Source organism: Maribacter flavus (genome assembly GCF_008386635.1).
Classification (GTDB): Bacteria; Bacteroidota; Bacteroidia; order Flavobacteriales; family Flavobacteriaceae; genus Maribacter; species Maribacter flavus.
Map to the genome: position 1 here is coordinate 381,808 of NZ_VUOE01000001.1, position 25,153 is coordinate 406,960.

General features: G+C 44.6%; 22 protein-coding genes. 8 read left to right on the forward strand and 14 right to left on the reverse strand.

The features are described 5' to 3' along the window. The first annotated feature begins 6 nt into the window (after positions 1 to 6). Complete coding sequence (locus tag F0361_RS01760) at positions 7 to 3,147, forward strand: efflux RND transporter permease subunit (RefSeq protein WP_154916985.1); 3,141 nt, start codon at positions 7 to 9, stop codon at positions 3,145 to 3,147. Positions 3,148 to 3,248: 101 nt separating this feature from the next. After that, complete coding sequence (locus F0361_RS01765) at positions 3,249 to 3,641, forward strand: hypothetical protein (RefSeq protein WP_154916986.1); 393 nt, start codon at positions 3,249 to 3,251, stop codon at positions 3,639 to 3,641. 12 nt (positions 3,642 to 3,653) lie between these two features. Here F0361_RS01765 and F0361_RS01770 read toward each other — a convergent pair whose 3' ends face one another. The 3 genes from F0361_RS01770 to F0361_RS01780 all read right to left on the reverse strand — a co-directional run bounded on the left by F0361_RS01770 (position 3,654) and on the right by F0361_RS01780 (position 7,228). Next, positions 3,654 to 4,685 (reverse strand): LacI family DNA-binding transcriptional regulator, encoded by a 1,032-nt coding sequence (locus F0361_RS01770; RefSeq protein ID WP_154916987.1) that lies wholly within the window; start codon positions 4,683 to 4,685, stop codon positions 3,654 to 3,656. 71 nt (positions 4,686 to 4,756) lie between these two features. Then, a complete protein-coding gene (locus tag F0361_RS01775) occupies positions 4,757 to 6,115 on the reverse strand; it encodes a Gfo/Idh/MocA family protein (protein WP_154916988.1) in 1,359 nt (452 codons plus the stop codon). 12 nt (positions 6,116 to 6,127) lie between these two features. Continuing rightward, positions 6,128 to 7,228: a mevalonate kinase family protein gene (locus F0361_RS01780; protein WP_154916989.1), complete on the reverse strand. Its 1,101-nt coding sequence runs from the start codon at positions 7,226 to 7,228 to the stop codon at positions 6,128 to 6,130. Positions 7,229 to 7,526: 298 nt separating this feature from the next. On the opposite strand from F0361_RS01780, the gene F0361_RS01785 reads away from it, so the two are divergent. Next, a complete protein-coding gene (locus tag F0361_RS01785; RefSeq protein ID WP_138257396.1) occupies positions 7,527 to 7,757 on the forward strand; it encodes a hypothetical protein in 231 nt (76 codons plus the stop codon). Between the two features lie 67 nt (positions 7,758 to 7,824). Here F0361_RS01785 and F0361_RS01790 read toward each other — a convergent pair whose 3' ends face one another. Beyond that, positions 7,825 to 8,910: a sulfatase-like hydrolase/transferase gene (locus tag F0361_RS01790; protein WP_154916990.1), complete on the reverse strand. Its 1,086-nt coding sequence runs from the start codon at positions 8,908 to 8,910 to the stop codon at positions 7,825 to 7,827. Between the two features lie 486 nt (positions 8,911 to 9,396). Between F0361_RS01790 and F0361_RS01795 the strand changes: the two genes are divergently transcribed. Further along, positions 9,397 to 11,694, forward strand: coding sequence for an FdhF/YdeP family oxidoreductase (locus tag F0361_RS01795; protein WP_154916991.1), 2,298 nt, complete (start codon positions 9,397 to 9,399; stop codon positions 11,692 to 11,694). A 75-nt stretch (positions 11,695 to 11,769) separates the two neighbouring features. Then, positions 11,770 to 13,152: an exonuclease domain-containing protein gene (locus F0361_RS01800; protein WP_154916992.1), complete on the forward strand. Its 1,383-nt coding sequence runs from the start codon at positions 11,770 to 11,772 to the stop codon at positions 13,150 to 13,152. Positions 13,153 to 13,253: 101 nt separating this feature from the next. On the opposite strand, the gene F0361_RS01805 is transcribed toward F0361_RS01800, so the two are convergent. From F0361_RS01805 to F0361_RS01830, 7 genes are all read right to left on the reverse strand, one after another. After that, positions 13,254 to 13,403: a hypothetical protein gene (locus tag F0361_RS01805; protein WP_246160789.1), complete on the reverse strand. Its 150-nt coding sequence runs from the start codon at positions 13,401 to 13,403 to the stop codon at positions 13,254 to 13,256. Between the two features lie 133 nt (positions 13,404 to 13,536). Continuing rightward, positions 13,537 to 13,668, reverse strand: a complete 132-nt coding sequence (locus F0361_RS18925) for a hypothetical protein (RefSeq protein WP_262710129.1) — start codon at positions 13,666 to 13,668, stop codon at positions 13,537 to 13,539. A 151-nt stretch (positions 13,669 to 13,819) separates the two neighbouring features. After that, the gene (locus F0361_RS01810) at positions 13,820 to 15,547 is read right to left on the reverse strand and encodes a SulP family inorganic anion transporter (protein ID WP_154916993.1); all 1,728 of its coding nucleotides are present in this window, start codon (positions 15,545 to 15,547) and stop codon (positions 13,820 to 13,822) included. Positions 15,548 to 15,710: 163 nt separating this feature from the next. Continuing rightward, positions 15,711 to 16,406 carry a hypothetical protein gene (locus F0361_RS01815; protein ID WP_154916994.1) on the reverse strand — a complete coding sequence of 232 codons (696 nt, stop codon included), beginning with the start codon at positions 16,404 to 16,406 and terminating at the stop codon, positions 15,711 to 15,713. 15 nt (positions 16,407 to 16,421) lie between these two features. Continuing rightward, positions 16,422 to 17,201: an aldose epimerase family protein gene (locus F0361_RS01820; protein WP_154916995.1), complete on the reverse strand. Its 780-nt coding sequence runs from the start codon at positions 17,199 to 17,201 to the stop codon at positions 16,422 to 16,424. A 1-nt stretch (position 17,202) separates the two neighbouring features. After that, positions 17,203 to 18,498 carry a M20/M25/M40 family metallo-hydrolase gene (locus F0361_RS01825; RefSeq protein ID WP_154916996.1) on the reverse strand — a complete coding sequence of 432 codons (1,296 nt, stop codon included), beginning with the start codon at positions 18,496 to 18,498 and terminating at the stop codon, positions 17,203 to 17,205. Between the two features lie 226 nt (positions 18,499 to 18,724). Beyond that, positions 18,725 to 19,966, reverse strand: a complete 1,242-nt coding sequence (locus F0361_RS01830) for an ABC transporter permease (protein ID WP_154916997.1) — start codon at positions 19,964 to 19,966, stop codon at positions 18,725 to 18,727. A gap of 3 nt (positions 19,967 to 19,969) precedes the next feature. On the opposite strand from F0361_RS01830, the gene F0361_RS01835 reads away from it, so the two are divergent. After that, entirely contained in the window at positions 19,970 to 21,208 is a 1,239-nt protein-coding gene (locus F0361_RS01835; RefSeq protein ID WP_154918467.1) for an exo-beta-N-acetylmuramidase NamZ family protein, read from the forward strand. A gap of 209 nt (positions 21,209 to 21,417) precedes the next feature. On the opposite strand, the gene F0361_RS01840 is transcribed toward F0361_RS01835, so the two are convergent. After that, positions 21,418 to 22,266, reverse strand: coding sequence for a sterol desaturase family protein (locus tag F0361_RS01840; protein WP_154916998.1), 849 nt, complete (start codon positions 22,264 to 22,266; stop codon positions 21,418 to 21,420). A 41-nt stretch (positions 22,267 to 22,307) separates the two neighbouring features. Next, a complete protein-coding gene (locus F0361_RS01845) occupies positions 22,308 to 22,802 on the reverse strand; it encodes a YkgJ family cysteine cluster protein (protein WP_154918468.1) in 495 nt (164 codons plus the stop codon). A gap of 73 nt (positions 22,803 to 22,875) precedes the next feature. Here F0361_RS01845 and F0361_RS01850 point away from each other — a divergent pair, with 73 nt between their 5' ends. Both F0361_RS01850 and F0361_RS01855 read left to right on the forward strand, forming a co-directional pair. Continuing rightward, the gene (locus F0361_RS01850; protein WP_154916999.1) at positions 22,876 to 23,589 is read left to right on the forward strand and encodes a class I SAM-dependent methyltransferase; all 714 of its coding nucleotides are present in this window, start codon (positions 22,876 to 22,878) and stop codon (positions 23,587 to 23,589) included. Positions 23,590 to 23,634: 45 nt separating this feature from the next. Then, entirely contained in the window at positions 23,635 to 24,504 is an 870-nt protein-coding gene (locus F0361_RS01855; protein ID WP_154917000.1) for a hypothetical protein, read from the forward strand. Between the two features lie 9 nt (positions 24,505 to 24,513). On the opposite strand, the gene F0361_RS01860 is transcribed toward F0361_RS01855, so the two are convergent. Continuing rightward, positions 24,514 to 25,146 (reverse strand): 7-carboxy-7-deazaguanine synthase QueE, encoded by a 633-nt coding sequence (locus tag F0361_RS01860; RefSeq protein WP_154917001.1) that lies wholly within the window; start codon positions 25,144 to 25,146, stop codon positions 24,514 to 24,516. Positions 25,147 to 25,153 lie beyond the last annotated feature (7 nt).

The following is a 25,153-nucleotide window of genomic DNA, read 5'->3' on the forward strand; positions in this document are numbered from 1 at the left end:
AATCGCATGGAAGAAAAAGAAAAAACAAAAAAAAAGCGTCCCAGAAAAGAAGGTGCCATAGCCTATATGGCCCGTAATTCCATTGCTACCAACTTATTGATGTTATTATTGCTGGGCGGTGGGATATTCACCATGTACACCATCCAAAAAGAGGTTTTCCCGGAGTTTCAATTGGATTTTGTGGAAGTATCGGTAGCCTACCCGGGTTCTTCCCCTGCGGAAGTGGAACAGGGAATTCTACAGCCTGTGGAAGAGGCGGTCCGTGGAGTCAACGGCATCAAGGAAATCGTATCGGAGGCCCGGGAAGGGTCCGGACAGGTAACCATAGAGCTGGTGGCCGGGACCGAAAGAATGAGGGCCTTTCAGGACATCGATCAGGCCATTAACCGGATCCGCACCTTTCCCGATGATATCGAGGAACCCGAAGTGGCCTTACAAAACAGACAACGCGATGTTATACAAATCGGCTTATATGGCAATGCCGATATCTGGACCTTACGGCAATTGGCAGAGCGGCTCAGGACCATATTACTGAACAATCCGGAGATTACCCAAGTGGAATTGGGCAATGTGCCCGAATATGAAACACGTATCGAAGTACCCCGACGCAATCTTCAAAAGTACAATCTTACCCTGGGTCAAATTGCGAATATCATCCGGCAAAGTAGCAACGACGTTCCGGCAGGGGCCGTACAAACGCAAAGTGGAGAGATTTTACTGCGTATGCAGGAACGAAAGCAATGGGCCGAGGAATATGGGAACATCACCATCGTTTCCTCTCCAGACGGTGCCAACCTCCTTCTCAAGGACATTGCAACGATTACAGATGGTTTTGAGGAAGTAGGTTTCCATGGGCAGTTCAACCAAGAAAATTATGTGGAGCTGCGTATTTTTAGGATTGGAGATCAGTCCCCGCTAAAAATAGCGGAGGAAGTCCAAGGAATCTTGGACGACTTTCAATTACCTCCGGGTATAAAATATAGAACGGATAGCAACCGCGCCGCCGACTACGAAGAGCGACTTTCCCTTTTGACCGAAAACGGCGTTCTTGCCATCCTTATCGTCCTTGTCATACTGACCTTGTTCCTGGAATACCGATTGGCCTTTTGGGTCATGATGGGAATGACCGTTTCCTTCATTGGTGGAATGATTTTACTACCATTGATCGGCATAAGCGTAAATATGATTTCCATGTTCGGTTTTTTGGTCGTTTTGGGTATAGTGGTAGACGACGCCATCGTGGTGGGTGAAAATGTTTATGAGTATAGACAAAAGGGTCTCAGCCCAATGCAAGCCGCAATTGCGGGAACCAAGGATGTATCGCTACCTGTCACTTTCAGTATTGTAACTACGATTATTGCCTTTGTGCCCTTGCTTTTTATGCCAGGGGAAACGGGCAAATTTTGGCAACCCTTGCCTGCGGTTGTAATCGTTATTCTTGGGGTTTCCTTGATCGAGGCACTTTTCATCCTTCCCTCCCATTTGGCCCACCTTAAAAAGGAACAGAACAAAAATAAATGGGTTCGTAAACTGGAAGGTTGGCAGCGGACCTTTGCTACAGGATTTGACAATTTCATTGAAAATAGGTACCGACCCGTTTTGGACAAATGCCTCCAGTATCGCTACATTACCCTATGCTCGGCCGTGACCTTATTATTGATCGTTGGCGGATACGGTTACAGTGGTCATATGGGAATGATCATGATGCCGGAAGTCGCTGCGGATGAAATAGAGTGCGGGGTACGGTTACCTGTTGGAACTACGCCAGATCAAGCGGCCAAGGTCGCGAAGGAAATCTCCGATGCCACACAGCGAATGTTCGAGGAGCATAATCTATACGAAGTAGCCGAGGGAATAAAGACCAACGTTAGGGGACAGAACTTTATCGATGTGGAAATTGTAATGCTACCCCCGGACCAGCGTGATATCACGGCCGGGGAAATGATCGCCCTTTGGCGGGATAATATTGGTGATATTCAAGGCGTGGACCAAATTACCTTTGAGGCGGAACGTGGACCGGGCGGGGCCCGGCAGGCAATCAGTGTGGACCTTAGTCATTCGGATATCGATGTGCTGGAAAGGGCAAGTGCCAGTTTTGTAAACCGGATGAAAGAATTTTCCAATACGCGCGATGTTACGGACAATTATAACAAAGGAAAGCTGCAGTATGATTTTAAGCTCCTTCCACAAGGGCGAAATTTGGGCCTTACCTCCGATGAGATTGGAAGACAAGTGAGGGATGGATTTTTTGGGGCCTTGGCCATGCGACAGCTTAGGGGTATGAACGAAATCGAGGTTCGGGTAAAACTTCCATTGGAGGAGCGTAAGGATATAAAGAATCTACAGGATTTTCTTATCCGCACTTCAGACGGTATCGAAGTACCCCTAATGGACGTGGTGGAAGTTGAGGAGCGCGAAGCCTTCACCAGCATCAATCGACGGGACGGTAGAAGGGTCGTCAATGTGGGTATGGACGTAGAACCGGCCAATTCCGTGAGTCGGGTATTGGCATCCATGCAAGAAGAAGTCCTACCACAACTGCGGAGTGATTTTCCGGGTACCACATGGACCTTTGAGGGTAGTCAGGCAGATATGCGGGAAAGTACCAACACTTTAAAAGCTGGGTTTTCCATTGCCATGCTCTTGATCTATGCGTTATTGGCCATCGCTTTCAGCAGTTATACACAGCCATTGATCGTGATGACCGCCATTCCTTTTGGAATCGTGGGTGCGGTCATAGGACATATTTTGTTGGGCTATGACCTTTCCTTGGTAAGTCTTATGGGCGTCATTGCGCTCTCCGGGGTGGTAGTGAACGACTCGCTCATCATGATCGATTTTGCCAACAAACGCCGGTTGGCCGGAGACTCCATTTACGAGTCCATCCATGAAGCGGGACTTCGTAGGTTCCGGCCCATTATCCTAACCACGATGACCACGTTCGGTGGTTTGGCACCTATTATTCTGGAAACATCCAGTCAGGCTTTTTACTTGATACCGATGGCCATTTCATTAGGTTTCGGAATTGTTTTTGCCACAGCTATTATATTGGTAATCGTACCTTGTCTTTACTTGATTCTGGAAGACATCAAACTACTAAGAAAAAGAGGCCGTACGGTAAAACGGGTCGATGTACTGGAGGCCTAGGGACCGTCCATTAAACGGAACGTTCGGGTTATAAAAATTGGCTTTTGCACAACATAATGTCGGAGTCTTCCCATACATTGTATTCATAAAAAAATGATATCATGGACAAAGAAGAATTATTAGGGAAGGAACTGAGTAACCTCTATGCCATTTCAAAACAGGTGAACAATTTTTTCAACGGTAGCAAAATCGGGTTTTTGAACGAACGACGAAAAACAATGCTGGAAGAGTACCTAAAGCTTAGTTGTAAATATGAAAACGACATCGCCGAATCACTTAGGCACATCAATGTAAATCCGGGTAATACGACGGATTCCATCGTACAGGAGATTACGGAGAACTTGCAAGAGATCCTTTCAGAATCCGGAATCAAAAAGGATTCCAAGCAACTGAGCTATATGATGTCCTTAAACCGATTGATAAGTTATCACGTGGCAAATATTGAGAACATCGGCTTTTTGCTGAACGAGGTGGAACTCAAAAACGCTTCTTAAAAGTTTGAAGAACTATAGGTACCCAGAAACATTTTCTTTAGTGAGCACATCTATGGGCAGTAATCTGTTTTTGGGCATCTCCCGCTGGTAGAGCAGATATTCCGTTACTATAGATATGCCGTGATAGCCTTGAAGTTTCGGGTTTTGGTTAAGTAGTATATCGATGGTGCCTTCCCTTAAAAGTTCGATATTTTCGGGAATCATATCATACCCAATAATTTTGACCGATGGGTGTTTTCTTAGGAGGTCCTCAGCTACATGGGTCTTTGAATTGGTTATGAACAATCCATCGGTCTTGCTTAATTTATGATCCAATAAGCCCATATCCAATTCGGCTTCAAACCGGATAATCTCAAAGGTACTTGAAGCGTCCCTTTCACGGAAATAATCCAAAAAACCGATTTCCTTTTCCTCTACATGGGTGGCATTTTCTGTCTGTACACCTATATGGAGTATCAAAATAGTTCTTTTGGGTGCTACACTCCGGGTCAAAATATCCATAAAATAGGCGGCGGTACGTCCACTCATGAAGTAATCCTGACCTATAAAGCAGCCATAATCAACATCCTTTATTGGGGAGTTCAAAAGAACAAAGGGGATTTTCCTTTCCTCGAGTTCTCGGTATAGATTGAAACAGGTATCCGTAAAAAAAGGAACAATGACCAGGGCATCGGGGCTATTTTGTAGCACGGAGCTAAAATTTTGGTAGTAGGTATCGGCCGTACTTCCCATGCGAACGGACGAAATACGAATCCCAAAAGGCTCCAACTCCGCATAGGCATCCATCACGCCTTGATGCATTTGCTGCCAGTACCGATCATTTGTGTAGTCTGGCGTAAGCAGCCAAATCGTAAATGACCGATGGTTCTTTAAGGTCCTGGCGATCAAATTGGGACGGTAATCAATACGTTGCAGTACTTCCTCTACCTTCCTTCTGGCCTTCTCCGAAACCTTGCCGCGATTATTGAGAACACGATCTACGGTTCCCCGGGATACATCGGCCATGGAGGCGATGTCCTTTATGGTAAAGTTTCTTTTATCCATTGCTCGTTCAACGTAAAATCTGGACCGAAAAAGGTGTTTAATCGGTCATGTGAAAGATTATGGAATAACCGTTAATACGTATCCTTTATCCAGTTGTACGGTTTTCTTTTGACCCAATTGCCCCGGGTAAAATCCGGAAAATCCTGGGGTTCGCCATTGTTGGCGATGGATAGTTCTGACAATGGGGTTATGGCACTCCAGGCCGCAGCGTCATAGGCGTCCATGGGCGGAGCGATATTGGCCTTGGCCGATTCCACAAAGGCATTGATCACAAAAAAGTCCATACCGCCATGGCCCGCGCCGGTGGCGTATTCCCCATATTTAACCCAAAGTGGATGGTCATATTTTTTGAGCCATTCATCCGCGGCGTCCCAGCGGTGAGGTTGGGACTGACCCTCGATATAGATGCGGTTTCCGTCCACTTCCCAGAGGCCGTTCGCCCCTTGTACCCTAAAGCCCAAGGAATAAGGTCTGGGCAGGTTGCAGTCGTGGGTAACGATGATGGTCTCCCCGTTCGAGGTATCGATGGTGGTGGTAATCACATCGCCCTGCTTCCATTTCAATTTGGCGTTTGGATGGTCCTCACCGCCCTTTTTCACGATATAGTTATGCAACCCAATGGCCTTTGTGGCATGGGATGTAAGCGAAACAAACCTGTTCCCCCTGTTGATATCGCACATCGCGGCAATGGGTCCCACGCCATGGGTGGGATATACATCGGCATTTCTCAACAGGGAATGTTGCGTACGCCATCTGGCCTCGGAAATTCCCTTTTCGCCAAATTCGGCCCCAACACCGTAGGGTTCCTTTCCATCGTTGAACTTAACGCCCCGTAAATCATGCTGATAGCCGCATCTAAAATGTACCAGCTCCCCAAATACATTTTGACGGACCATGTTCAATACCGCCAAGATATCCCTACGATAGTTTACGTTCTCCAAAATCATCATATGGGTTCCCGTACTCTCATGGGTATTTACCAAATCCCAGCACTCCTCCATGGTGTTCGCTGCGGATACTTCCAATCCTGCATACTTTCCGGCCAGCATGGCATCCTTGGCCATTCGTGTGTGCCATAGCCATGGGGTCGCGATGATAACGGCATCCACCTCTTTAAGCTCCAAAAGATTTCTATAATCCAAATCGCCCTTACTGAATACCTGTGGTTTGGCACCCCCTTTTTCAGAAATCATCTCCAGGGCAATCTTTACACGGGCTTGGTCGATGTCACAAATAGCGGTTACCAAAACATCGTCACGTTGCAATAAGTTACTCAGGTGATTGGTTCCTCGTAGCCCTACCCCGATCATACCCACCCTGAGCTTTTGGGCAGAAAAGTTCATTCCCATGGAATACTGTGGCCAAAGGGCCGCACCTGTGGCCGCAAGGGACGTGGATTTGATAAAATTTCTTCTGGATTTTGATTTCATTTTGATAAGATTTTAGATTTTAAAATGGGTCGAATTTTGGATGCGCAATCCGGCATCGACCTGTATGGGATATGCCTCCTTGGCCCCAACGGAGAGGAGGGCTTCAACTATTTTACCTTCTGTTCCGGGTTCCGTAAGAACCACGATACTTCCTCCGCCACCGGAGCCCACAATTTTGGCACCGTAGGCACCCTGTTGTAAAACGGCATCGATCATGGCATCTATTTTAGGTACGGTAATCTTCAATTTATCCCTTAAAATGATATGATGGGCGGTCATCAACCTACCTATTTCGGGTAGGTTAAGATTCGGTTTTTGAAATTCCAATAATGCCTTTTGGGTAATATCATGGTTTTCAATGGCCGCTTCAAAATAGGGTACCAATTCCATTGGTAGAATCGAAGTATATTTTTTTAGGTCCGAAATAGTGGCTTTTTGAATATTGAAATCCGGAAATTTATCCGTTACCCGTTGAATGGATTTTAGGGCGTTCCCCTTTACCCTTGCCAAAAGTCCCACCGTTTCTTTTGGAACCCCTGATACGCCCGTTACCATCCCTTGCAGTTGAGAACCGATGGTCTGGCATTCAAAAGGCGGATTTGTTTTGATATGTAACACGCCACCCACGCCAATGCTGAAATGGTCCATCATTCCGCCCGGTTCCTTATGTTCCAAAATTTCCGCCCAATAGCCCAATTCCGCCAAAAATTCCTTGGTTACCGGTCTATCCAGGCCAAAGGCCTCCACCAAAAAATAAATCCACGCCAGCAAGACCGCCGAGGAACTGGAATTTCCGGAATTAATGGGAATATTTCCCGTAATTTCCACATTATACCCTTGGACAGGAACACAGCCTTCCCGTTTTAAAACGCGAAGTGCCGACCCAAAATAATCACGGGGTTCCAATGTTTTGAATTCCTGAGAAATGGGGATAACCCTTTTGGAATCGATATCCTCCATCTGAATTCTAAAAACCCCATTCTCATTGGGTGTTGCCTTCAAAAATATATACCGATTTATGGCACAGGCAATTACCGGAAGCCCCAGATAATCCTGATGGTCGCCAAAAAGGCAGGTCCTCCCGGGGGCCACAATATGTATTCTCGTATCCAACAAGGTTCAATTTCTTAACGTTACGCTCATTGCAAAGTCTAAAATCCGAAGCCATTTTCCACGATATTAAACTTCAATAGAACAATGATACAAAAAATGTGTTCGAGCACAAAATAAAATTTCAAGCAATAAATCACGGTTCGGGGCAAGGTTTGGTCTCCATACGTAGCAATCTTAATGGTTTTAAATCAGCGGTTTGGAACCAAGGGAAAAACGTACACTGTTAAAAACCTGTTGATTAAAAAGAAGCGAACGGTATCAATATTTATTTATATTTGAAAACCGACCATCTTTACCGATGATAAAAAATATCAAAACCATGTTCAGTAACATGAACGACTCCACCCGCGAGGCAGCCCTTACCTGTCTTTGCAATGAGTTCAAATTGAACGACAAGCGGTTTATCAAAAAAAATTGGATGATCGGTGGTAGGATTCCGGAGGAATATCAGGAGAGAACGGTCGTCATTTTTCAAAACCTGTTGCGGGAACAAGCCATAAAGGTTCGGGAAATAGAGGTGAAACTTTAAAAAAAATCCCTTTTGTCAATTGTCCTTACTTACGTCCAGGGTTAGCATCGTTACCATCGCTTTTCCGCTATTCGAAATTCAAGGCGGCTCCGGGCATTTTGATATCGTCATTTTGTAAACCCAATAGTTGAAGAATTGTTGGCGCTATTTGATTGCTGAACAACTGTTCGTTTGTCGTAACCTCCCCTTTTGCCTTAACTCCCTTTCCAAAAGCGATCAACCAAACACTTCCGGCACCTGCTATTTCCGATCCATGGCTTTTCCACGTATCCAAGGGTTGTGTCCCGCGTCCATGGTCCGTTGTGATTACAAAAAGCGTATTGTTCTTATAAAAACTGTCGGATTGTGTAAAATCCCACAACTCTTTTATAAAGGTATCGGTTGTATGGGCCGATTTCAAATAAGCTCCGTAATCCCCATCATGGGCAAAGTCGTCCGTTTCCCCATAAGCGATATAGACCACTTTTGGGTGGTTTTTTTTCATTTCTTCCAATGCGAAATAATGCGTAAAAGCATCCAACCGAACAGAGCCCCACGGACTTGGCACTTTTGGTTGCAATTCGTTCAGGAATTTTTCCCGCTCTGTGATATCGTCACCTTTGGCAACATCAAAACCTGCATTGACCGGAACCCCTGAACGTTCCTCATTGATGATATACGGGAATACGTCCCAACTCCCAAAGGCGGCCACTTTGCCGTGGTATCGTGTATCACTGTGGGCAATTTCCAAAAATGTCCTATTGGGATTTGGAATCTTATCATTACTTGTAATACGGTCGTCATCGGCCTTTCCGGTCAATATCTCGTTGTACCCCGGGTAGGAAAACCACATCGCATTGGTCAAATCCACCTTGCTCCCATGATTTCGGTTTCCATGAATCCGTCCAATGGACGCTACGGTGTTCCAAACAAAGGGTAGAAGGGCCTTACGTCGCTCCATTGGGGAACTCCTCCAAAACAGTTTCCGTAACTCCGTAGTATCATGGACATAGTCGCTATGGGCTACCAAGAGGGAATCCGCACCCGAGAACAGCTCCTGCCAGCGAAAACCATCCAGGCTTATCAGAACTATGTTGGCTTGACCCTCTTGTGCCTTGGCCAAGCCACCGGCTAGGACTATAAAAAGAAGAAGCATCGGGATTTTTATGTTCATCGTATTTCAATTTTATTTCTTCTCAAACTTCCGCCTAAAACTAGCCAAAATATGCTTTGGACCTCGGTTAAAAAGTTATTAACAATCTATCTTAATAACTTTATGCGTGCATTTCATCGAAAAAATTGCTCTTTTAATCGTGAAAATAATTTCAAAATCTATTTTTGGCCGACCCAATTGACCAAATGCCCATTTACTGATAGCAATTTAAATGAAAATACGCCTTTCCAAGTTCCCTACCCTAGCACTACTTGCTTTTGTTCTAATTATATTTTCAACCTCCTGCAACAAGGAAACGGACTTGGTTTCTGAATTTGTTATCAAAGACAGTACGACGTCAATCGACCAAAACGATACGGGTAGGCTAGCAGAAATAGATACAGTAGAGGAGTCAAATTAATCAAGAAACCTTTTTGGTGCAGCAATCGTCCTTTTCGCGGACTTCTTTTTCCTTTCTTTAGATTACCTTAGTGGGAAACATTTTCTATGCCTTCCCCATTTAAACGAAACATTTCACTTACCGGTGACACACGATTGACCGGTATCTCACTGACAGACTCCAAGGAATTTGCCGCAGGATTTCCAGGGATTAAAGTGGCGATTCAGCATACTTTTAAGGAAATGGGGGCTTTGGAAGCCTTGGGCACGCTTTCCAAAATGAACCAAAAGGACGGATTCGACTGTGCCGGATGTGCATGGCCCGACCCAGAAAAGCCTTCCAAACTTGCCGAATACTGTGAGAACGGGGCGAAGGCCCTTGCGGAAGAGGCTACATATGAAAAAGTGGACCCCGATTTTTTCAAAAAATATAGCGTTGAGGAAATTTCCACATGGTCCGACTTCCATATTGGAAAAAGTGGCAGATTGACCCAGCCCATGATTTTAAGGGAAGGAAGTATCCACTACGAACCCATTTCCTGGGATGCCGCCTTTGACAAGATTGCCGTACATCTAAAATCCTTGGCATCCCCGGACGAAGCTATTTTTTACACCTCGGGACGCTCGAGCAACGAGGCGGCGTTTTTATACGGACTCTTTGTGCGTGCCTTTGGCACCAACAACATGCCGGATTGTTCCAACATGTGCCACGAAAGCAGTGGCGTTGCCCTGTCCGAAACCTTGGGCATTGGCAAGGGATCTGTAAAATTGGAGGATTTTGACGAGGCCGAAGTAATCATCGTTATGGGCCAAAATCCGGGTACAAACCATCCTCGAATGCTGTCCGCCCTGGAAAAATGTAAAAAGAACGGCGGAAAGATCATCAGTATCAATCCTTTGGCAGAAGCCGGACTGATCCGGTTTAAGGACCCGCAATCCCTATCCGGGATTACCAAAGGGACTTCCCTTACGGATATCCATCTTCAGGTAAAAATCAATGAGGACGTGGCCCTGCTCAAATTGCTACTGAAAAAGTTGGCCCATCTGGAACGAAGTGGCAAAACCGTGTTCGACCACAGCTTCATTGAAACCTATACCGAGGGATTTGATCAACTCCTAAAGGATTTGGAACGATACTCCGAAAACGAACTTTTGGAACGTTGCGGTATTCCCGAAGAAACGATTGACGAAGCGGTTAGCTTGCTAGCGGAAAAAAATAAAATCATCATCTGTTGGGCCATGGGTCTTACCCAGCATAAAAATGGCGTGGACAACATTAAGGAATGCGTGAACCTCCTTCTCCTAAAAGGAAGTCTGGGAAAACCGGGCGCCGGAACCTGTCCGGTAAGGGGTCACAGCAACGTCCAGGGAGACCGCACGGTGGGCATCATGCACCATGTTTCAAAGGAACTGAACCAAAGTATTGAAAAGGTATTTGGCTTTACACCACCTAACAAAGAAGGCTTGGATACGGTAAAGGCCCTTGAGGCCATGCACGAAGGAAGGGCCAAGGTGTTCATTGGGCTGGGAGGAAATTTTGCATCTGCCGTGGCCGATACCCACTATGCAGCGGAAGCACTTCAAAATTGCGACCTAACAGTTCAGATAAGTACAAAACTGAACCGGAGTCATTTGATTACTGGCAAGACCGCGTTGATATTACCAACATTGGGTCGGTCCGAAAAAGACAATTCCAACGGAAAAGAAAGATTCTTGACCGTGGAAAATAGTATGGGCAAAGTGCACAGGACCAAAGGGGTGCTACAACCGAAATCGGAACATTTAAAAAGCGAACCGGAGATTATTGGGGGTATTGCAAATGCGTATTTTAAAAACCAGCATCCCGTAGCGTGGGAAGATTTGGGCAAGGATTATGATACCATCCGTGAAAAAATGTCCGAAATCCTGAAAGGTTTTGAATCGGTTCAAAAAGATTCCAAAGGATCTGGGTATTATTTACCTAACAATGTTAGGGATCTGGATTTCAGTAAATTGGAACATGGAAAAGCCAAATTCAGTATTTGCAAAATGGCGTCACATGAACGTAAGCCCAATGAATTCCTATTGATGACGATACGTTCTCACGATCAGTTCAACACCACCATTTACGGCCTAAACGACCGGTACAGGGGCATACAGAACGAACGCCGCGTACTTTTTATGAATCCGAAGGACATGGAGCGATTCGGCTATAAGCGCTTGGATATCGTGGATTTGGTAAGCAACTATGATTCGGTAGAGCGACGTGCCCAAAAATTTTTAATCGTCCCTTATAATATCCCGCAAGGGAATTTGGGAGCCTATTTCCCCGAAGCGAATATGGTCGTTCCCCACAACCACTACGCGGATAAAAGCAACACCCCCATCAGTAAATCGATCATCGTGCATTTGGAACGATCGAAATAAGTAATTCCTAACAATGCCCTAGTCCCCTTTCCGTAATTTGACCTAACTTTAAGGTGGCCATTTCCAATCGCTATTTTGTACTGCATCGTAGACATAGAAACCACCGGAAACGGAATCAAGGGTAACAGTATTACCGAAATATCCATCTTTAAATACGATGGGCATGAGGTGGTGGATGAATTTACCTCCTTGGTAAATCCGGAATGTGAAATACCCTTTTTCATTACCGGACTTACGGGGATTGACAACGATATGGTACGAAATGCTCCAAAATTGGCCGAAATAGCTCCAAAAATCCTGGAGATTACTTCCAATGCCATTTTTGTGGCGCACAGCGTCAATTTTGATTACAATGTCATCAAAAACGAGCTGCAGCTCCTTGGAATCGAGTTTTCAAGAAGGAAGCTCTGCACGGTGCGGTTGTCCAGAAAACTGCTTCCCGGGTATCATTCCTACAGTCTTGGGAAATTATGCTCCGCCGTGGGGATACCCCTTTCCAATAGACACCGGGCCCGGGGTGATGCCCATGCCACCATGCTTTTGTTCCACAAGCTGTTGCGGACCCACGATGCCGAAAAAGTATTTAAGTCCTTCCTGAACGCCAAATCACAGGAAGCTACGCTGCCCCCCTCCCTACCCAAAAGCGAATTTGAAAAGTTACCCACCACGCCCGGCATCTATTATTTTAAGGATGGGAAAGGACATATCATATACGTGGGCAAGGCCATCAACATTAAAAAGAGGGTGTTGGGGCATTTCTACGATAAATCCACCAAGGAAATTGCGTTGTGTAATGAAACGGCCTACCTGGACTTTGAGGAAACGGGAAACGAATTGATCGCACTTTTGCTGGAATCGGCGGAAATCAAGAAGCACTATCCAAAATTCAATCGCGCCCAGAAACGAAAAATTCAGCAGTACGCACTATTTAGTTATGAGGACCGCAACGGAATCCTGCATTTGGCCTACAACAAAATCAATATGGCGCCCAATCCCCTGCTGGTGCTATACAGTATTTCTGAATGTAGGACCTTTTTGGAAGCACTGTGCGAAAGCTTTGGGCTCTGTCCAAAATATTGCCACCTCCAGGATAACGTGGACACCTGTTCGCATTTTAGGATAAAAAATTGCATCGGGATTTGTTCCGATATTGATCATTTGGAAGTATACAATCAACGGGTACGGAAGGCCATAGAATCGCTGGGAGAAACAAAATCGGACTTCGCCATTAGACTTAAAGGGAGAAACCCGGAAGAGAACGGTTTTGTGCTGGTACAGGAAAACCTATATACGGGATATGGCTTTATACCCAAAGACACGCCACTTAGTACCCAAGATGATTTTGAATCCTATCTAACCAGACAAAAAAACACCTTGGAAACGCAACGTATCGTGGAAGCTTTCGTTAGGAAAAGTCCGAAAGGCATTCTGAGCTTTACGAGAGCGGAGACCTATTGAATACGGTCAGTCCTTTAATTTGTGATACATCTTGATCACAAAAAACAACCAAAGGACAAAAACAATCCCTACGATGATGGAATAAATCAATACTACCTCCACTATTTCCTGTACTTTAAATAGTTCATAAAGCCCAAGATAGTAGGTGCCCAAAATGCAATGAATATGGCCTCCAGCTTTTGTCCTGTCAGGAACATGACCTCGGATACCACTATAATGGAAAGCACGACTAGGAGCATAATACAATTCATTACCCCTATACGTTTGATAAAACTCTTCAGCATACTTTAAATAAATTGAAAGCAAAGGGAACAGAAACTAACCCTCCCCTGATTCCGGTTTATTTAAATGTACGAAAATATGTGTTCAATCAAAGGGATTACCCTAAGACTGTTTTCCCTTTCCGCTGTTCATAAGGCTAAGGGTGACCACAACAAGGGCAATCACCACAGCGGCAAAAACGCCGATCATGATAATCCCGTTGCTCCAGTTTACTAATGGCAGTATGGTATTCATAAGTCCAAAATTTAAAGTTTTGTTTTCGCACTACTCTTTGAAGGGTCCCACTTTCCCCTTGTAGTGGATTAATTATTGGAATAAAAATATATGGAAGGAACTGGGAATTTTATGATTTCCGTCATATACATCGGCATATAAAAGAAATTTTCTACTGCGCTTTTTTGTTCTGATGGGCGACTCTGGCACCGAGTGTGGACAATTGATTGGCATTATCAAAATAATCGACAGCCTCCTTGGTGGTTACAAAGAGAAATTCCTTTTGAAGTTCATTGATGATATTGGTGGTAAAAATGATGTCGCGCATGGGCCCGATAGCGCCTGCAATATAGAACTGCAGTCCCATTTCATGGATTTCGTGAATCAGCTTGGAAAGCACGTCCGCCCCCGTGGCATCGATGTAGGTCATGGCCTCGGCATTTAAGATAACCGCCTTTAAATCGGACCCCTTTCCCTTGATCTGTTTTAACAGCTTCTTTTTGAAATAGCCTGAATTCCCAAAATAGAGCTGGGAATCGAACCGAACAATCAATAAATCCTTTCGGATTATGACCTCATCGTTAAACCGATTGATGTTCTTATAATAATCGGACCCCTTCAGATTCCCCAACTCCGCAAAGTGGGGTTTGGAGGTTCGATACACCATCAGCAATAATGATAGCAGCGTTCCCACAACGATTCCTTGGGTAATCCCGATAAAAAGCGTAATCAAAAAAGTAAGCAACAACACCCCGAATTCATCCTTCCGGTCTACCCATAAGTACTTGGCATAGTCCAAATCAATTAGCCCAAAAACGGAAACCATAATAATACTTGCCAGTACCGTATTGGGCAGGTATTGGAAAACAGGTGTAAAAAACAACAGCGTAAGCACAACCAAGACCACACTGAAAAAGCCCGCTAAATTGGTTTTGGCACCTGCTTCCTGATTGATGGCCGACCTGGAAAAACTGGCCGTGGAAGCATAGGATTGAAAAAAAGAACCTAGGATATTGGATGCCCCCAAGGCAATCAATTCCTGATTGGCATCTATGGTCTCTTCCCCGCTTTTCTCTTCCATGGCCTTACCTATGGATATGGTCTCCAAGTATCCTACCAAGGCCAATGCGACACCCATGGGCCAAAGGCTTTTTATAGTTTCAATGGTGATTTTGGGCAGGTCAAAGGAGGGCAAGCCTTTGGAAACTTCGCCTACTAACTTCATATCGTATACACCCAAACCAAAATAATAAACGGCTAGAATGCCCAATACGACCACCAAAAGCACCGCGGGAAAGCTTTTTTTCCATTTTTTAAATCCCAGAATCAGTACAATACCTAGAATGCCCAATCCCAAATCATAGGGGTTGGTGTTCCCCAGCTGCTGCCATGTCAAGGCTACAATTTCATGAAAATGATTGCTATTCGGGACAGGGATTCCCAGCAAGTGCTTTAATTGACTCACCATAATGATAATGGCGGCAGCCGAAGTAAATCCGCTGATAACAGGCTTTGACAAAAAATTGACCAAAAAGCCCATCCTGAATATGCCCAGAAGTAATTGTACAGCCCCAACTATCAACACCAACACGACCGCCAAAGCAATATAGTCCGCAACATTGCTTATAGCGAACGTTCCCAAAGCCGCGGCTACCAATAGGGAATCCATGGCCACGGGCCCCATGGCCACTTTGCGTGAGGTGCCTAAAAACACATAGGTCAACACGGGAACCAAGGCGGTGTACAAACCATAGACTGGAGGCAAACCGGCAATCATGGCGTAGGCCATACCTTGCGGGACCAAAACTATGCCCACGGTAAGTCCTGCGATCAGGTCTTTTATAAAATAGGCCTTTTTATAGGTAGTAGCCCATTCCAAAAATGGTAGAAAACGGTTCACGTTTCAAAAGTAAACAAATCCCACGTGGCAAAATTAGGTAAGACCAAAGTTAGAGAAGCAGTCCCACCGAATAACACATATACATAGTAAGCCCTGAAAGGGCGAGGTACGTGGAAAGGCACAAGCACGGATGCTTGCGCCAGCGTAGGGGGTTTAGGTATCCTTATTTATAATATTCAATTTTAACTTTTGTGTCCTTGTATTCAATACAATTTTGATTTTGGTCGAATTTTAAACAGTTATATTGAGTCGAACCCCATATACTCTCATCAGATAAGCTGATGATGGTTTCTTTAAATATTCTTTTTTCCTGGTATTCAAGAGCAATTTTAAACGAAGTATTCGATTGATAATAGTTTTGTTTACTTAGTTTACCGTTGCCCTCGTATAAATACTCAATGATTTCATAAGGAAAGATATTGTAACGCACATTCGTAGTATCGGACAAAGACTTTTCCCATGCCCTATATTCCGTTTGTCTATAAAGTTTCCTTTCATTGTTCAGTTTGTTTTCAAATATTGACCTCATTGTAAGCTTTTTTTCGCCATCATAATACCCTTTTGAGATTAATAAATTGTTTTTGTCATACGAAAAGAGAATCGTTTGGCTTAATTCATTGGAGCTGTATTCTCTTTGTTCCGCAATCATTCCACTTTTATTGAAAAAGTATTCATTATCAATAATTGCAACTTCTTCATCTGAATCATCAAATTCATTTTCTTGGTTGGACTGATGGATAAATTTCAAATATTTTACATTTCCTAATAGTCCAATTTTTTCAAGGTCGGTCAAATAATTTTTCTTTGTTGCGCAACTTGAGGAAAAAAATAAAATTAGTATTGGAATTAGATTTCTCATTGGTTTTAATGTTACCTAAATAGGATATATAAAGACCTTAAAATGCTCGGCCGTCCCTCCCTCAAGATACAAAAACCCGGTATCCAAATTAGCTTGCTCCACGGCGTAGGGGTAAAAAGTGATGGGTTCTACACAGACCATATTGGGGACTTCCGTCCACAGCATAAAGTGTTCAAAACCTTCGGTTTTGATGGTCAGTTCCAATTGGTCCTTGAGTACAATCGAGGATTCCTTAGGTACCTGAAGGGCCCTGCTCCCCACCGCCATAACTTCGGGAATGGAAATCTGTTTTTCCTGGGTATTGATAAACGGTTTCTCCGTTACAAGGTTGAAGGCCGGGTGGTAGCCCAACATAAAGGGCATGCCGTCTTCCCCTTCGATTTCAAAACAGATTTCTAGACCATCTTCTTTCAAATGGTAGGACTTTACAAACGAAAAATCATAGGGCCAAAAAAGTTCCGGTGCCGTCGACTTCCCAGGGTATTTGGAATTTTTTATGGGTGTATTCGCCTGATAGCGCTTTTCAAAAACCGCTTTTGTTTCGGTGGATTCCAAAAGTTCGTATTCCAGTTCCCGGAGCAGTCCATGCTGGTCTTGGACGGCCATCCCTTTTGGGGTTTTCACGTTGAAATCGGCCTCGTTTGTGGGTCCAATAATGGGAAACATCTCGGTATCGGAATTTCGCCATCCCGGACTCCCTTTTTGATGTATCAATTCGTGGCCATCCACAAGATAGCCTACCAGTTCGCCTTCCTCGATCCGCACTTTCTGTTTATGTAAGGTAAGTATCGTCATATTATTCGTTTATCAATCGGTAAATCAAAATTGCGGTTCTTTTGGTCAACGCTTCAATGGTGTTCAAATTCACGGTTTCCTGGGGTGTGTGGGCTCCCGTGCCCATAGTGCCCAATCCGTCGAGGCAATCCACATATTCCGCCACAAAGGAGGTATCCGCAGCGCCTCTTCTTCCGGGATCATAGGCGACTACCTCGCCCTGATTTAAATCGAGGCTGACTTGATTCAATTTTTGCAAGAGGACATGGTTCCCTTCGGTCGGCGCCATGGCCGGATACATATCGGAAAAGGAAATCGCCGCCGAAGTCTTTGGAAGGTTTTCCGCAACGATCGCCCTCATTTTCTCCCGGGTACGTTCTTTTTGCTCCTCCGAAATAAACCTTAGTCCACCCCGTACCTCGGCCCGTTGGGCGACCACGTTTGTTTTTCCAAAAACGGTGCCTCTGCTTGTCATATCATCAAAGGTCACAAAAGTACCTCCCAACAACGTCCCGGGATTGAAGGTCAAAAGTTCTTCCCCTTTTACATCGGTATAAAAACCATGAAGAATTCTCGACATTTCAAAAATGGCCCCAGCTCCTGTATTTTCACTAAAGATACCGGAGGAATGGGCCCGCTTCCCTTCCACTTCCACTTTCCATCCGGATGAGCCACGGCGCGCTACGGTAGCGAAGTTAAACCCAGTGGACGTTTCAAAACCCAAGGCAATATCGCTTCTTTTAGCGGCATCTATCAGGTCCTTCCTACTTATCTCCAAAGGGTCCCCGGCACTTTCCTCATCGCCCGTTAGGGCAACAATAATCTGGGAATGGCCCAACAAATTATTCTCTTGCAAGGCTTTTAAGGCATACAGAATGATGACATTGCCACCTTTCATATCATTTCCGCCCGGGGCGTGGGCCGTACTGTCGTTTACCATGGTAAAAGTCTGAAAAGGGCTGTCCTCCTCAAAAACGGTATCCAGATGTCCGATCAACAGCAACTTTTTACCCTTGGTACCTTTGGTCTCGGCAAACAAATGCCCCGCTCGGTTCATTTTTTCGGGCATGGGAATCCAATTCGTTTCAAAACCAATGTCGCCAAAAGCCGAATTGAATTCGGCACCCACCTTCTTCACCCCTTCCAGATTTAAGGTGCCGCTGTTGATGTTCACCACCTTTTCCAAAAAGCCGATGGCATCGGGATTATTGGCTTCGATACTTTTGATGATTTTTTTCTCGGTGCCGGATAATTTTTGTCCCGCTACATTTTGGAAAATCGGGAACAAGAGAAGCACAATTAGGATTTTTCGAATCATAACGTTTGGTTTGAGTCAAATATACCTAAATCAGATATTAAAACTAAGCGCTCTCTAGGCAAGTCTTCGAGGGCATTCGTTGCGATCAAGTTTTTATTTTCGAAGCCTGCCTGACAAGTGTTCAGGAGGGGTATCCCAAGGGTATTAAACCCTTTGGCGGCGAACATAAATGGAATGACGAATTCAGACCTGTCAGGTATCCAAAACCCGACAGGTCTAGCAAAAATTACTCGAACCGAATAGCCTTTACGGGCGTAATCTTGGTGATGATGTACGAGGGAATCAACAACATCAACAGACATAGGAAGAGCACCCCGATATTGAGCAGCAACACCGTAATCCAGTTGATGTGCACGGGAATGTACTCAATGTAATATTCCTCCGGATTGGGAAACTTGAACAAACGGTATTGTCCCTGGAGCCAAATAAAGCCCAAGCCGATCAAATTTCCCCAAAACAGACCGATGCTGATCAGATAGGCCGCATTGTACAAAAACACTTTTCGTATACTCCAATTGGTCGTGCCCAGGGCCTTTAGGATTCCGATCATGGGCGTACGCTCCAAAATAAGCACCAGAAGGGCTGTAATCATATTGATGCCCCCAACAATGATCATGATTCCAATGATCAAGGCGGTATTAAAATCGAACAGGCCGATCCACTCAAATATTTTATAATATTTATCCCGGATTGATTTTGTATCCAAGGTGGAGACGGTCTTTCCAAAAATTTCATTGCTCTTGGCATCGATATCGTCAAAATTGTCCAGCAACACCTCAAAATTGCCCACCTCATCATCGGCCCATTTGTTCATCTGTTGGATGTGCCTAATGTCGACAAAAATATACTTGTCGTCAATCTCCTCAAAACCACTGTCATAGATGCCCACAATGGTGAACTTACGTTGGTTGGGCATTTTGTTGGTATCGTCGTCCCGCAGAAAAAAGGTAAAAAAGGAATCCCCCACCCCCAACTTCAAACGGTTGGCCGTAATGTTTGAAATAAGCACATCTGAATTGAGTTCGCCTGTATAATCCGGCAAGGTTCCGGCCACCAAAAAATCGTGGATGGGCGTCCAATAGTAATCCGCCCCCACACCCTTGGCAATGATGCCCTCAAAAGTGTCCTCCGTACGGATAATCCCTCCCTTGGTGGCCACGGCCTGTACATGGGCAATTCCGTCAACATCTGTAAACCTGGGGTAGAAATCCTGTTTTTTGGATACAGGTGATACCGATACTTCGGACCGATTATTGTCATAGTTGGAAATCTGAATGTGGCCGTTAAAAGCGGTAACCTTTTCCCGAATTTTATATTTTAACCCTTCTCCCGTAGCGATGGCAATCAACATCATGACAACACCAATGGCTATGGCGGCTATCGCTATTTTTATTATTGGCGCGGAAATACTAATTTTATGTTCCTTGCCCGTAATAAGCCGTTTGGCAATGAAATATTCTAAGTTCAAATGATGTTGTTTTTATACCGATTCAAAAATACCCTTTTTTTATCTTTTTTGATTTGCATTTCCTGTGGAAACTCGGGCAAAAAAGATGCGGACACTTCTCAGGTTTCGGCCGAGGAGACGCTGCTTGAGGAACCCGAACCCATTATTGTAGCGGCCAATAGAACCGATGCATATCTTCCGCTGTTGGCAGGGAAATCGGTGGGCATTGTGGCAAACCAGACCTCGGTGATATTTAAGGAAAACGGATATACCCACTTGGTCGATTCCTTGTTGCAATTAAATGTCGATATAAAAAAGGTGTTTTCACCGGAACACGGTTTTCGTGGCAAGGCCGATGCCGGCGAAAAAGTGGAAAGCGGTACGGATGAGGAGACGGGGCTTCCCATTGTTTCCCTCTATGGAAAAAACAGAAAACCTTCGGCGGAACAATTGGCGGGTTTGGATGTGGTCCTATTCGACATACAGGACGTTGGAACCCGATTCTATACGTATATCGCCACACTACAATTGATTATGGAAGCCTGTGCCGAAAATACTATTCCCGTTCTGGTTTTGGACCGACCTAACCCGAACGCCCATTATGTAGATGGCCCCACCATGCAAAAGGAACACACCGGATTCTTGGGCATGAACGAAATTCCCTTGGTGTATGGTATGAGCATTGGCGAATACGCCAACATGATCAATGAAGAAGGTTGGTTGGAAGGAGGCAGGAAATGTGACCTAAGGGTTATTCCCTTGGAAAACTGGACACACGAACGAATTTACCAAATCCCAATACGTCCCTCCCCCAATTTACCGAACGATGTTTCCATAAATCTCTACCCGAGTCTCGGTCTTTTTGAAGGGACCAATGTCAATGCAGGTCGCGGTACGGAATTTCAGTTTCAGCGGTATGGAGCCTCCTTTATGGATTCCACCGCCTATAGCTTTTCCTATGTTCCGGAACCCAATTTTGGAAGTAAATACCCCAAGGAGGAAGGAAAAGTATGCTTCGGCAAAGACCTTTCCAACACGCCGAGAATAAGCGAAGTTTCCTTGCAATGGATTTTGGATGCCTATAAAAACACCCTAGATAAAAATAAGTTCTTTTTGACCGATGGATTTACAAAGCACGCCGGCACCCGGGAACTTCAAAAGCAAATTGAGTCGGGGCTTACAGAAAGGGAAATAAAGGCTTCGTGGCAGCTGGAATTGGAGAAATTCAAGAAAATACGAGCCAAGTATTTGATGTATGAGTAGTATTGGTTTCTTTGTCATACTGAACGTAGTGAAGTATCTATTGTAGCAACGAATCCTCTAAGATATCGTGGTCTTAGTTGATAGCCCCGAACATGCAATAGATTCTTCGTTCCGCTATGCTCCACTCAGAATGACAAAAAAGAGAGAACACTACTCTCAGAATAACAAAAAGTGAAAGGGCTCCACTCAGAATAAAATACAAGGGTTTGTTATAATGCAGACTTGGATTCCCCAACCGTTGTGGGCCTACGGTATTTATGAAAAGGCTGTTTTAGCAATCTGGATATACTGGAATTCTCCCTTTCATCTGGGAAGGTATCCACACCGTACACGATCGATTCCCTATCCAAATACATATAGGTGCCGAACAATCGGTCCCAAATGGCAAAAATGTTTCCGTAATTACTGTCCGTATAAGGTAATACATAGTGATGGTGCACCTTGTGCATATCCGGAGAAACAATGATGTAGCTCAGATATTTATCCAATTTTGTAGGTAGTTTGATATTGGCGTGGTTGAATTGCGAGAGTACGACCGACAAGCTTTGATATAACATAATGATGCCAATTGGCGCCCCTACCAAAAGCACTCCAAGCAGCGTAAATAGATAACGTACAAAAGATTCCAACGGATGGTGCCTGTTCGCTGTGGTCGTATCCACGTGATGATCGGAATGGTGCACCAAATGGACCATCCACAAAGGTTTTACCTTATGCTCCACCCAATGGGCCAAATACGCCCCGATCAAATCCAACAGCATCACCCCAAGCAGTACGTATAACCACAAGGGCATGGCCGGAAGCCAATTAAGAATGCCAAAATCATTGCCCACGGTCCAATCTGCAGTTTTCAACAACAAAAACGCTAGAAAAAAATTAATGACGATGGTCGTAAGGGTAAAAAAGAAATTGGGAACGGCATGTTTCCATTTTTTATAGCGTACCGTGAATAACGGAACAATACCTTCCAAAACCCAAAAAAAGGTAATACCTCCTACGAGAATCAGGGAACGATGCGCCGAAGGAATCGTTTCAAAGTATTGAATTAAGTGTTCCATAGCATTAAATATAAGAAATCAAGCAGTTTCTTTAAACTAGATTATAGGGAAATCCGCTTCTTCATTTCCTCTACAATATTGAAGGCTGCAGGACAAATGGCTACATTCTTTAAAGTGAGGTGGCTTATTTGTTGGAACTTTTTCCGGTCGGTGTGGGGAAACTCCCTACAGGCCTTGGGTCGAACATCGTAGATGGCGCAATAATTATCGGCATCCAAAAAAGTACAAGGAACTTCTTGCAGCACATAATCATTCTCGTCATCAATTTGCAGATAGGCATCGATAAATTGCTGGGGCTTCATCCTAAAATGTTTTGCAATCCGTTCAATATCGGCATTGGTGAACAACGGACCCGTGGTCTTGCAGCAATTGGCGCAGGTAAGACAATCCGTCCGATCAAATTCGGTTTCGTGCAATTCCTGCATCACATAATCCAAATTCTTGGGCGGTTTCTTCCTTAATTTGGCAAAGAATTTCTTGTTCTCGGCCTTTTTATCGGAAGCCCATTGCGGAAGTTGTTTCAGTACCTTGTCCATCATCCAAATTTTCGCTCCAAAACTAGGTAAGTACTTTTTAAAAGGGGACTTTTGTTGGACAAAATTTAGAAAATTGTCAAAGGATATTTTGGGCAAGGCCCTTTTGGATTACCATCATCTGGAATATACGGAAGATATCATCACTTATTCTTCCTTGGATGAGGAGGACCGCTTACCACTTCCCTATATGTTCCGAAATTTTGAACAAATGCCCCTTTTGGAACAAATTGCCTTGGAGCATTGCAAAGGTGCTGTACTGGATGTGGGCTGTGGGGCGGGCAGTCATGCGCTTTATTTACAGGAAAAAGGATTTGATGTGACCGGATTGGACGCTTCCCATGGAGCGATATCCGTTTGCAAACAGCGAGGGTTATTGAAAACCATACATACCGATTTTCTACGTTTGGACGGACAAAAATACGATACGCTTCTGCTATTGATGAACGGCATCGGGATTACCGGAAAACTAAAAAACCTAGATCCATATTTGAACCAGATGAAGCGGTTGCTCCAGCCCAATGGACAGGTTTTATTGGATTCCAGCGATATTTTATATATGTACGAATCAGACGAAGAAGATGGAGGCTACTGGATTCCGCAGCACCTGGACTATTACGGGGAGGTGACTTTTACGATGCGCTATAAAAACGAGGAAAGTGAACCTTTTGATTGGTTGTACGTAGATTTTAATACCTTAAAAAGAGCGGCTACGTTTAACGGTCTGAATTGCGAAATGGTAAAACAAGGCGAGAGCGACGACTATTTGGCCCGTTTGACCTTTTTGTGATACTTCTGTAGTATCTTTAACGTTGTGCTATTGAAAAAGTTGATTATGAAAAAGTTTAAAATAGTGTCCCTTTTGGTGCTTATTATCCTATTGGGTTCCTGTTCAAAGGACACTACCGAACCGGATGTACGTATCGACAAAACCTTAAATTTAAAGGGTACGGGGGATTCCGCCAATGATATACTCTCCAATGACACATACGATAAACTTCAAATAGAGATTGCCTATGTTTCCGGGCTTAGGCCGACGACTACGGCTATTTCGGACTTTACGAAATTTTTAAGGCTACACACCTTCAAAGAGGACATTGAATTTATATACCAAGAATTGGAATCTCCTAATGAGGAAAATCTTACCCTTCAGGAAATCGCAGATTTAGAAAGTGAGAACAGGACCGCTTACAGTAATGGCTCTACTTTGGCTGTCTATATTTATTTTTCCGATGCTCCTGCGGAGGATGACGAGCCGGAGGAGGGTTTGGTTACTTTGGGCGCTGTGTACAGAAATACTTCGATGATCATTCATGAAGCCACCATCCGGCGATTGGCCGCCCAAAGTATCTTGGTTAGCAATGCCGATGTAGAGGCGGCTACCCTGAACCATGAATTCGGACATCTTTTTGGTCTGGTCGATTTGGGCACCCCGGCTTTGTCCGACCATGAGGATACCGCTGCGGAAAACCACTGCAATGTGGATGGATGCCTAATGCGCGCGGAACTGCAATTTACGCTTTCGGGAAAATCTATTTTAGAGCCTAAAAATAGTACCTATGCTGCGAATCTCAATCCGGCATGTGTATTATCGGGTACTACCGTGATGCGCCTTTTGCAGCCCTCAAAAACGGGCAGATCTGTTGAAATTCCGGGTTTGGATGCCGCTTGTATTGAAGATATCCAAGGCAATGGGGCCAGATAGTTTCTTTACCTAAGGAATATTCAAATACTTATGGGTCTGTAAGGAAACCTTCCATTTGGGGTTTTTCATAACGTATTCAACAATCAGTGGGGTCACCTTCTCCCGTACACTCCACTCTGGCTGAAGATAAAGGATACATTCCTTGTTCGTTTGGGCGGCCTGTTCTTCGGCAAAAATCAAATCGTGCTTGTTGTAAACGATCACTTTGAGTTCATGGGCTTCATCGTAAATCCGCCCCTCAGGTAATTTGTTCTTTTTGGGCGATAAGCAGATCCAATCCCAAGTTCCCGTCAGTGTATATGCCCCCGAAGTTTCGATATGGGTTTTCAGGTTTCGGGCTTTCAACTTTTCCGTCAAAGGTCCCATATCCCACGTCAAGGGCTCACCCCCCGTGACCACAATGGTATCCGAGTATTTTGCCGCATTTTCGACTATGTGATCTATATCTGTAGGCGGATGTGTCTCAGCGTTCCAACTCTCCTTCACATCACACCAATGGCATCCAACATCACATCCACCGACCCTAATGAAATAGGCAGCTGTACCCTTGTGAAATCCTTCGCCCTGAATCGTGTAGAATTCCTCCATTAAGGGAAGGTAAAAACCTTTGTCCACCAACTCCAAAACATTATTTTCTTGCATCTGGCAA

Excerpts from the sequence above, each read along its gene's own strand:
- F0361_RS01760 (WP_154916985.1), top strand. The coding sequence starts at position 7 with ATGGAAGAAAAAGAAAAAACAAAAAAAAAGCGTCCCAGAAAAGAAGGT.
- F0361_RS01765 (WP_154916986.1), top strand. The coding sequence starts at position 3,249 with ATGGACAAAGAAGAATTATTAGGGAAGGAACTGAGTAACCTCTATGCC.
- F0361_RS01770 (WP_154916987.1), bottom strand. The coding sequence starts at position 4,685 with ATGGATAAAAGAAACTTTACCATAAAGGACATCGCCTCCATGGCCGAT.
- F0361_RS01775 (WP_154916988.1), bottom strand. The coding sequence starts at position 6,115 with ATGAAATCAAAATCCAGAAGAAATTTTATCAAATCCACGTCCCTTGCG.
- F0361_RS01785 (WP_138257396.1), top strand. The coding sequence starts at position 7,527 with ATGATAAAAAATATCAAAACCATGTTCAGTAACATGAACGACTCCACC.
- F0361_RS01790 (WP_154916990.1), bottom strand. The coding sequence starts at position 8,910 with ATGAACATAAAAATCCCGATGCTTCTTCTTTTTATAGTCCTAGCCGGT.
- F0361_RS01795 (WP_154916991.1), top strand. The coding sequence starts at position 9,397 with ATGCCTTCCCCATTTAAACGAAACATTTCACTTACCGGTGACACACGA.
- F0361_RS01805 (WP_246160789.1), bottom strand. The coding sequence starts at position 13,403 with ATGAATTGTATTATGCTCCTAGTCGTGCTTTCCATTATAGTGGTATCC.
- F0361_RS18925 (WP_262710129.1), bottom strand. The coding sequence starts at position 13,668 with ATGAATACCATACTGCCATTAGTAAACTGGAGCAACGGGATTATCATG.
- F0361_RS01815 (WP_154916994.1), bottom strand. The coding sequence starts at position 16,406 with ATGAGAAATCTAATTCCAATACTAATTTTATTTTTTTCCTCAAGTTGC.
- F0361_RS01820 (WP_154916995.1), bottom strand. The coding sequence starts at position 17,201 with ATGACGATACTTACCTTACATAAACAGAAAGTGCGGATCGAGGAAGGC.
- F0361_RS01825 (WP_154916996.1), bottom strand. The coding sequence starts at position 18,498 with ATGATTCGAAAAATCCTAATTGTGCTTCTCTTGTTCCCGATTTTCCAA.
- F0361_RS01835 (WP_154918467.1), top strand. The coding sequence starts at position 19,970 with ATGTTGTTTTTATACCGATTCAAAAATACCCTTTTTTTATCTTTTTTG.
- F0361_RS01840 (WP_154916998.1), bottom strand. The coding sequence starts at position 22,266 with ATGGAACACTTAATTCAATACTTTGAAACGATTCCTTCGGCGCATCGT.
- F0361_RS01845 (WP_154918468.1), bottom strand. The coding sequence starts at position 22,802 with ATGGACAAGGTACTGAAACAACTTCCGCAATGGGCTTCCGATAAAAAG.
- F0361_RS01855 (WP_154917000.1), top strand. The coding sequence starts at position 23,635 with ATGAAAAAGTTTAAAATAGTGTCCCTTTTGGTGCTTATTATCCTATTG.
- F0361_RS01860 (WP_154917001.1), bottom strand. The coding sequence starts at position 25,146 with ATGCAAGAAAATAATGTTTTGGAGTTGGTGGACAAAGGTTTTTACCTT.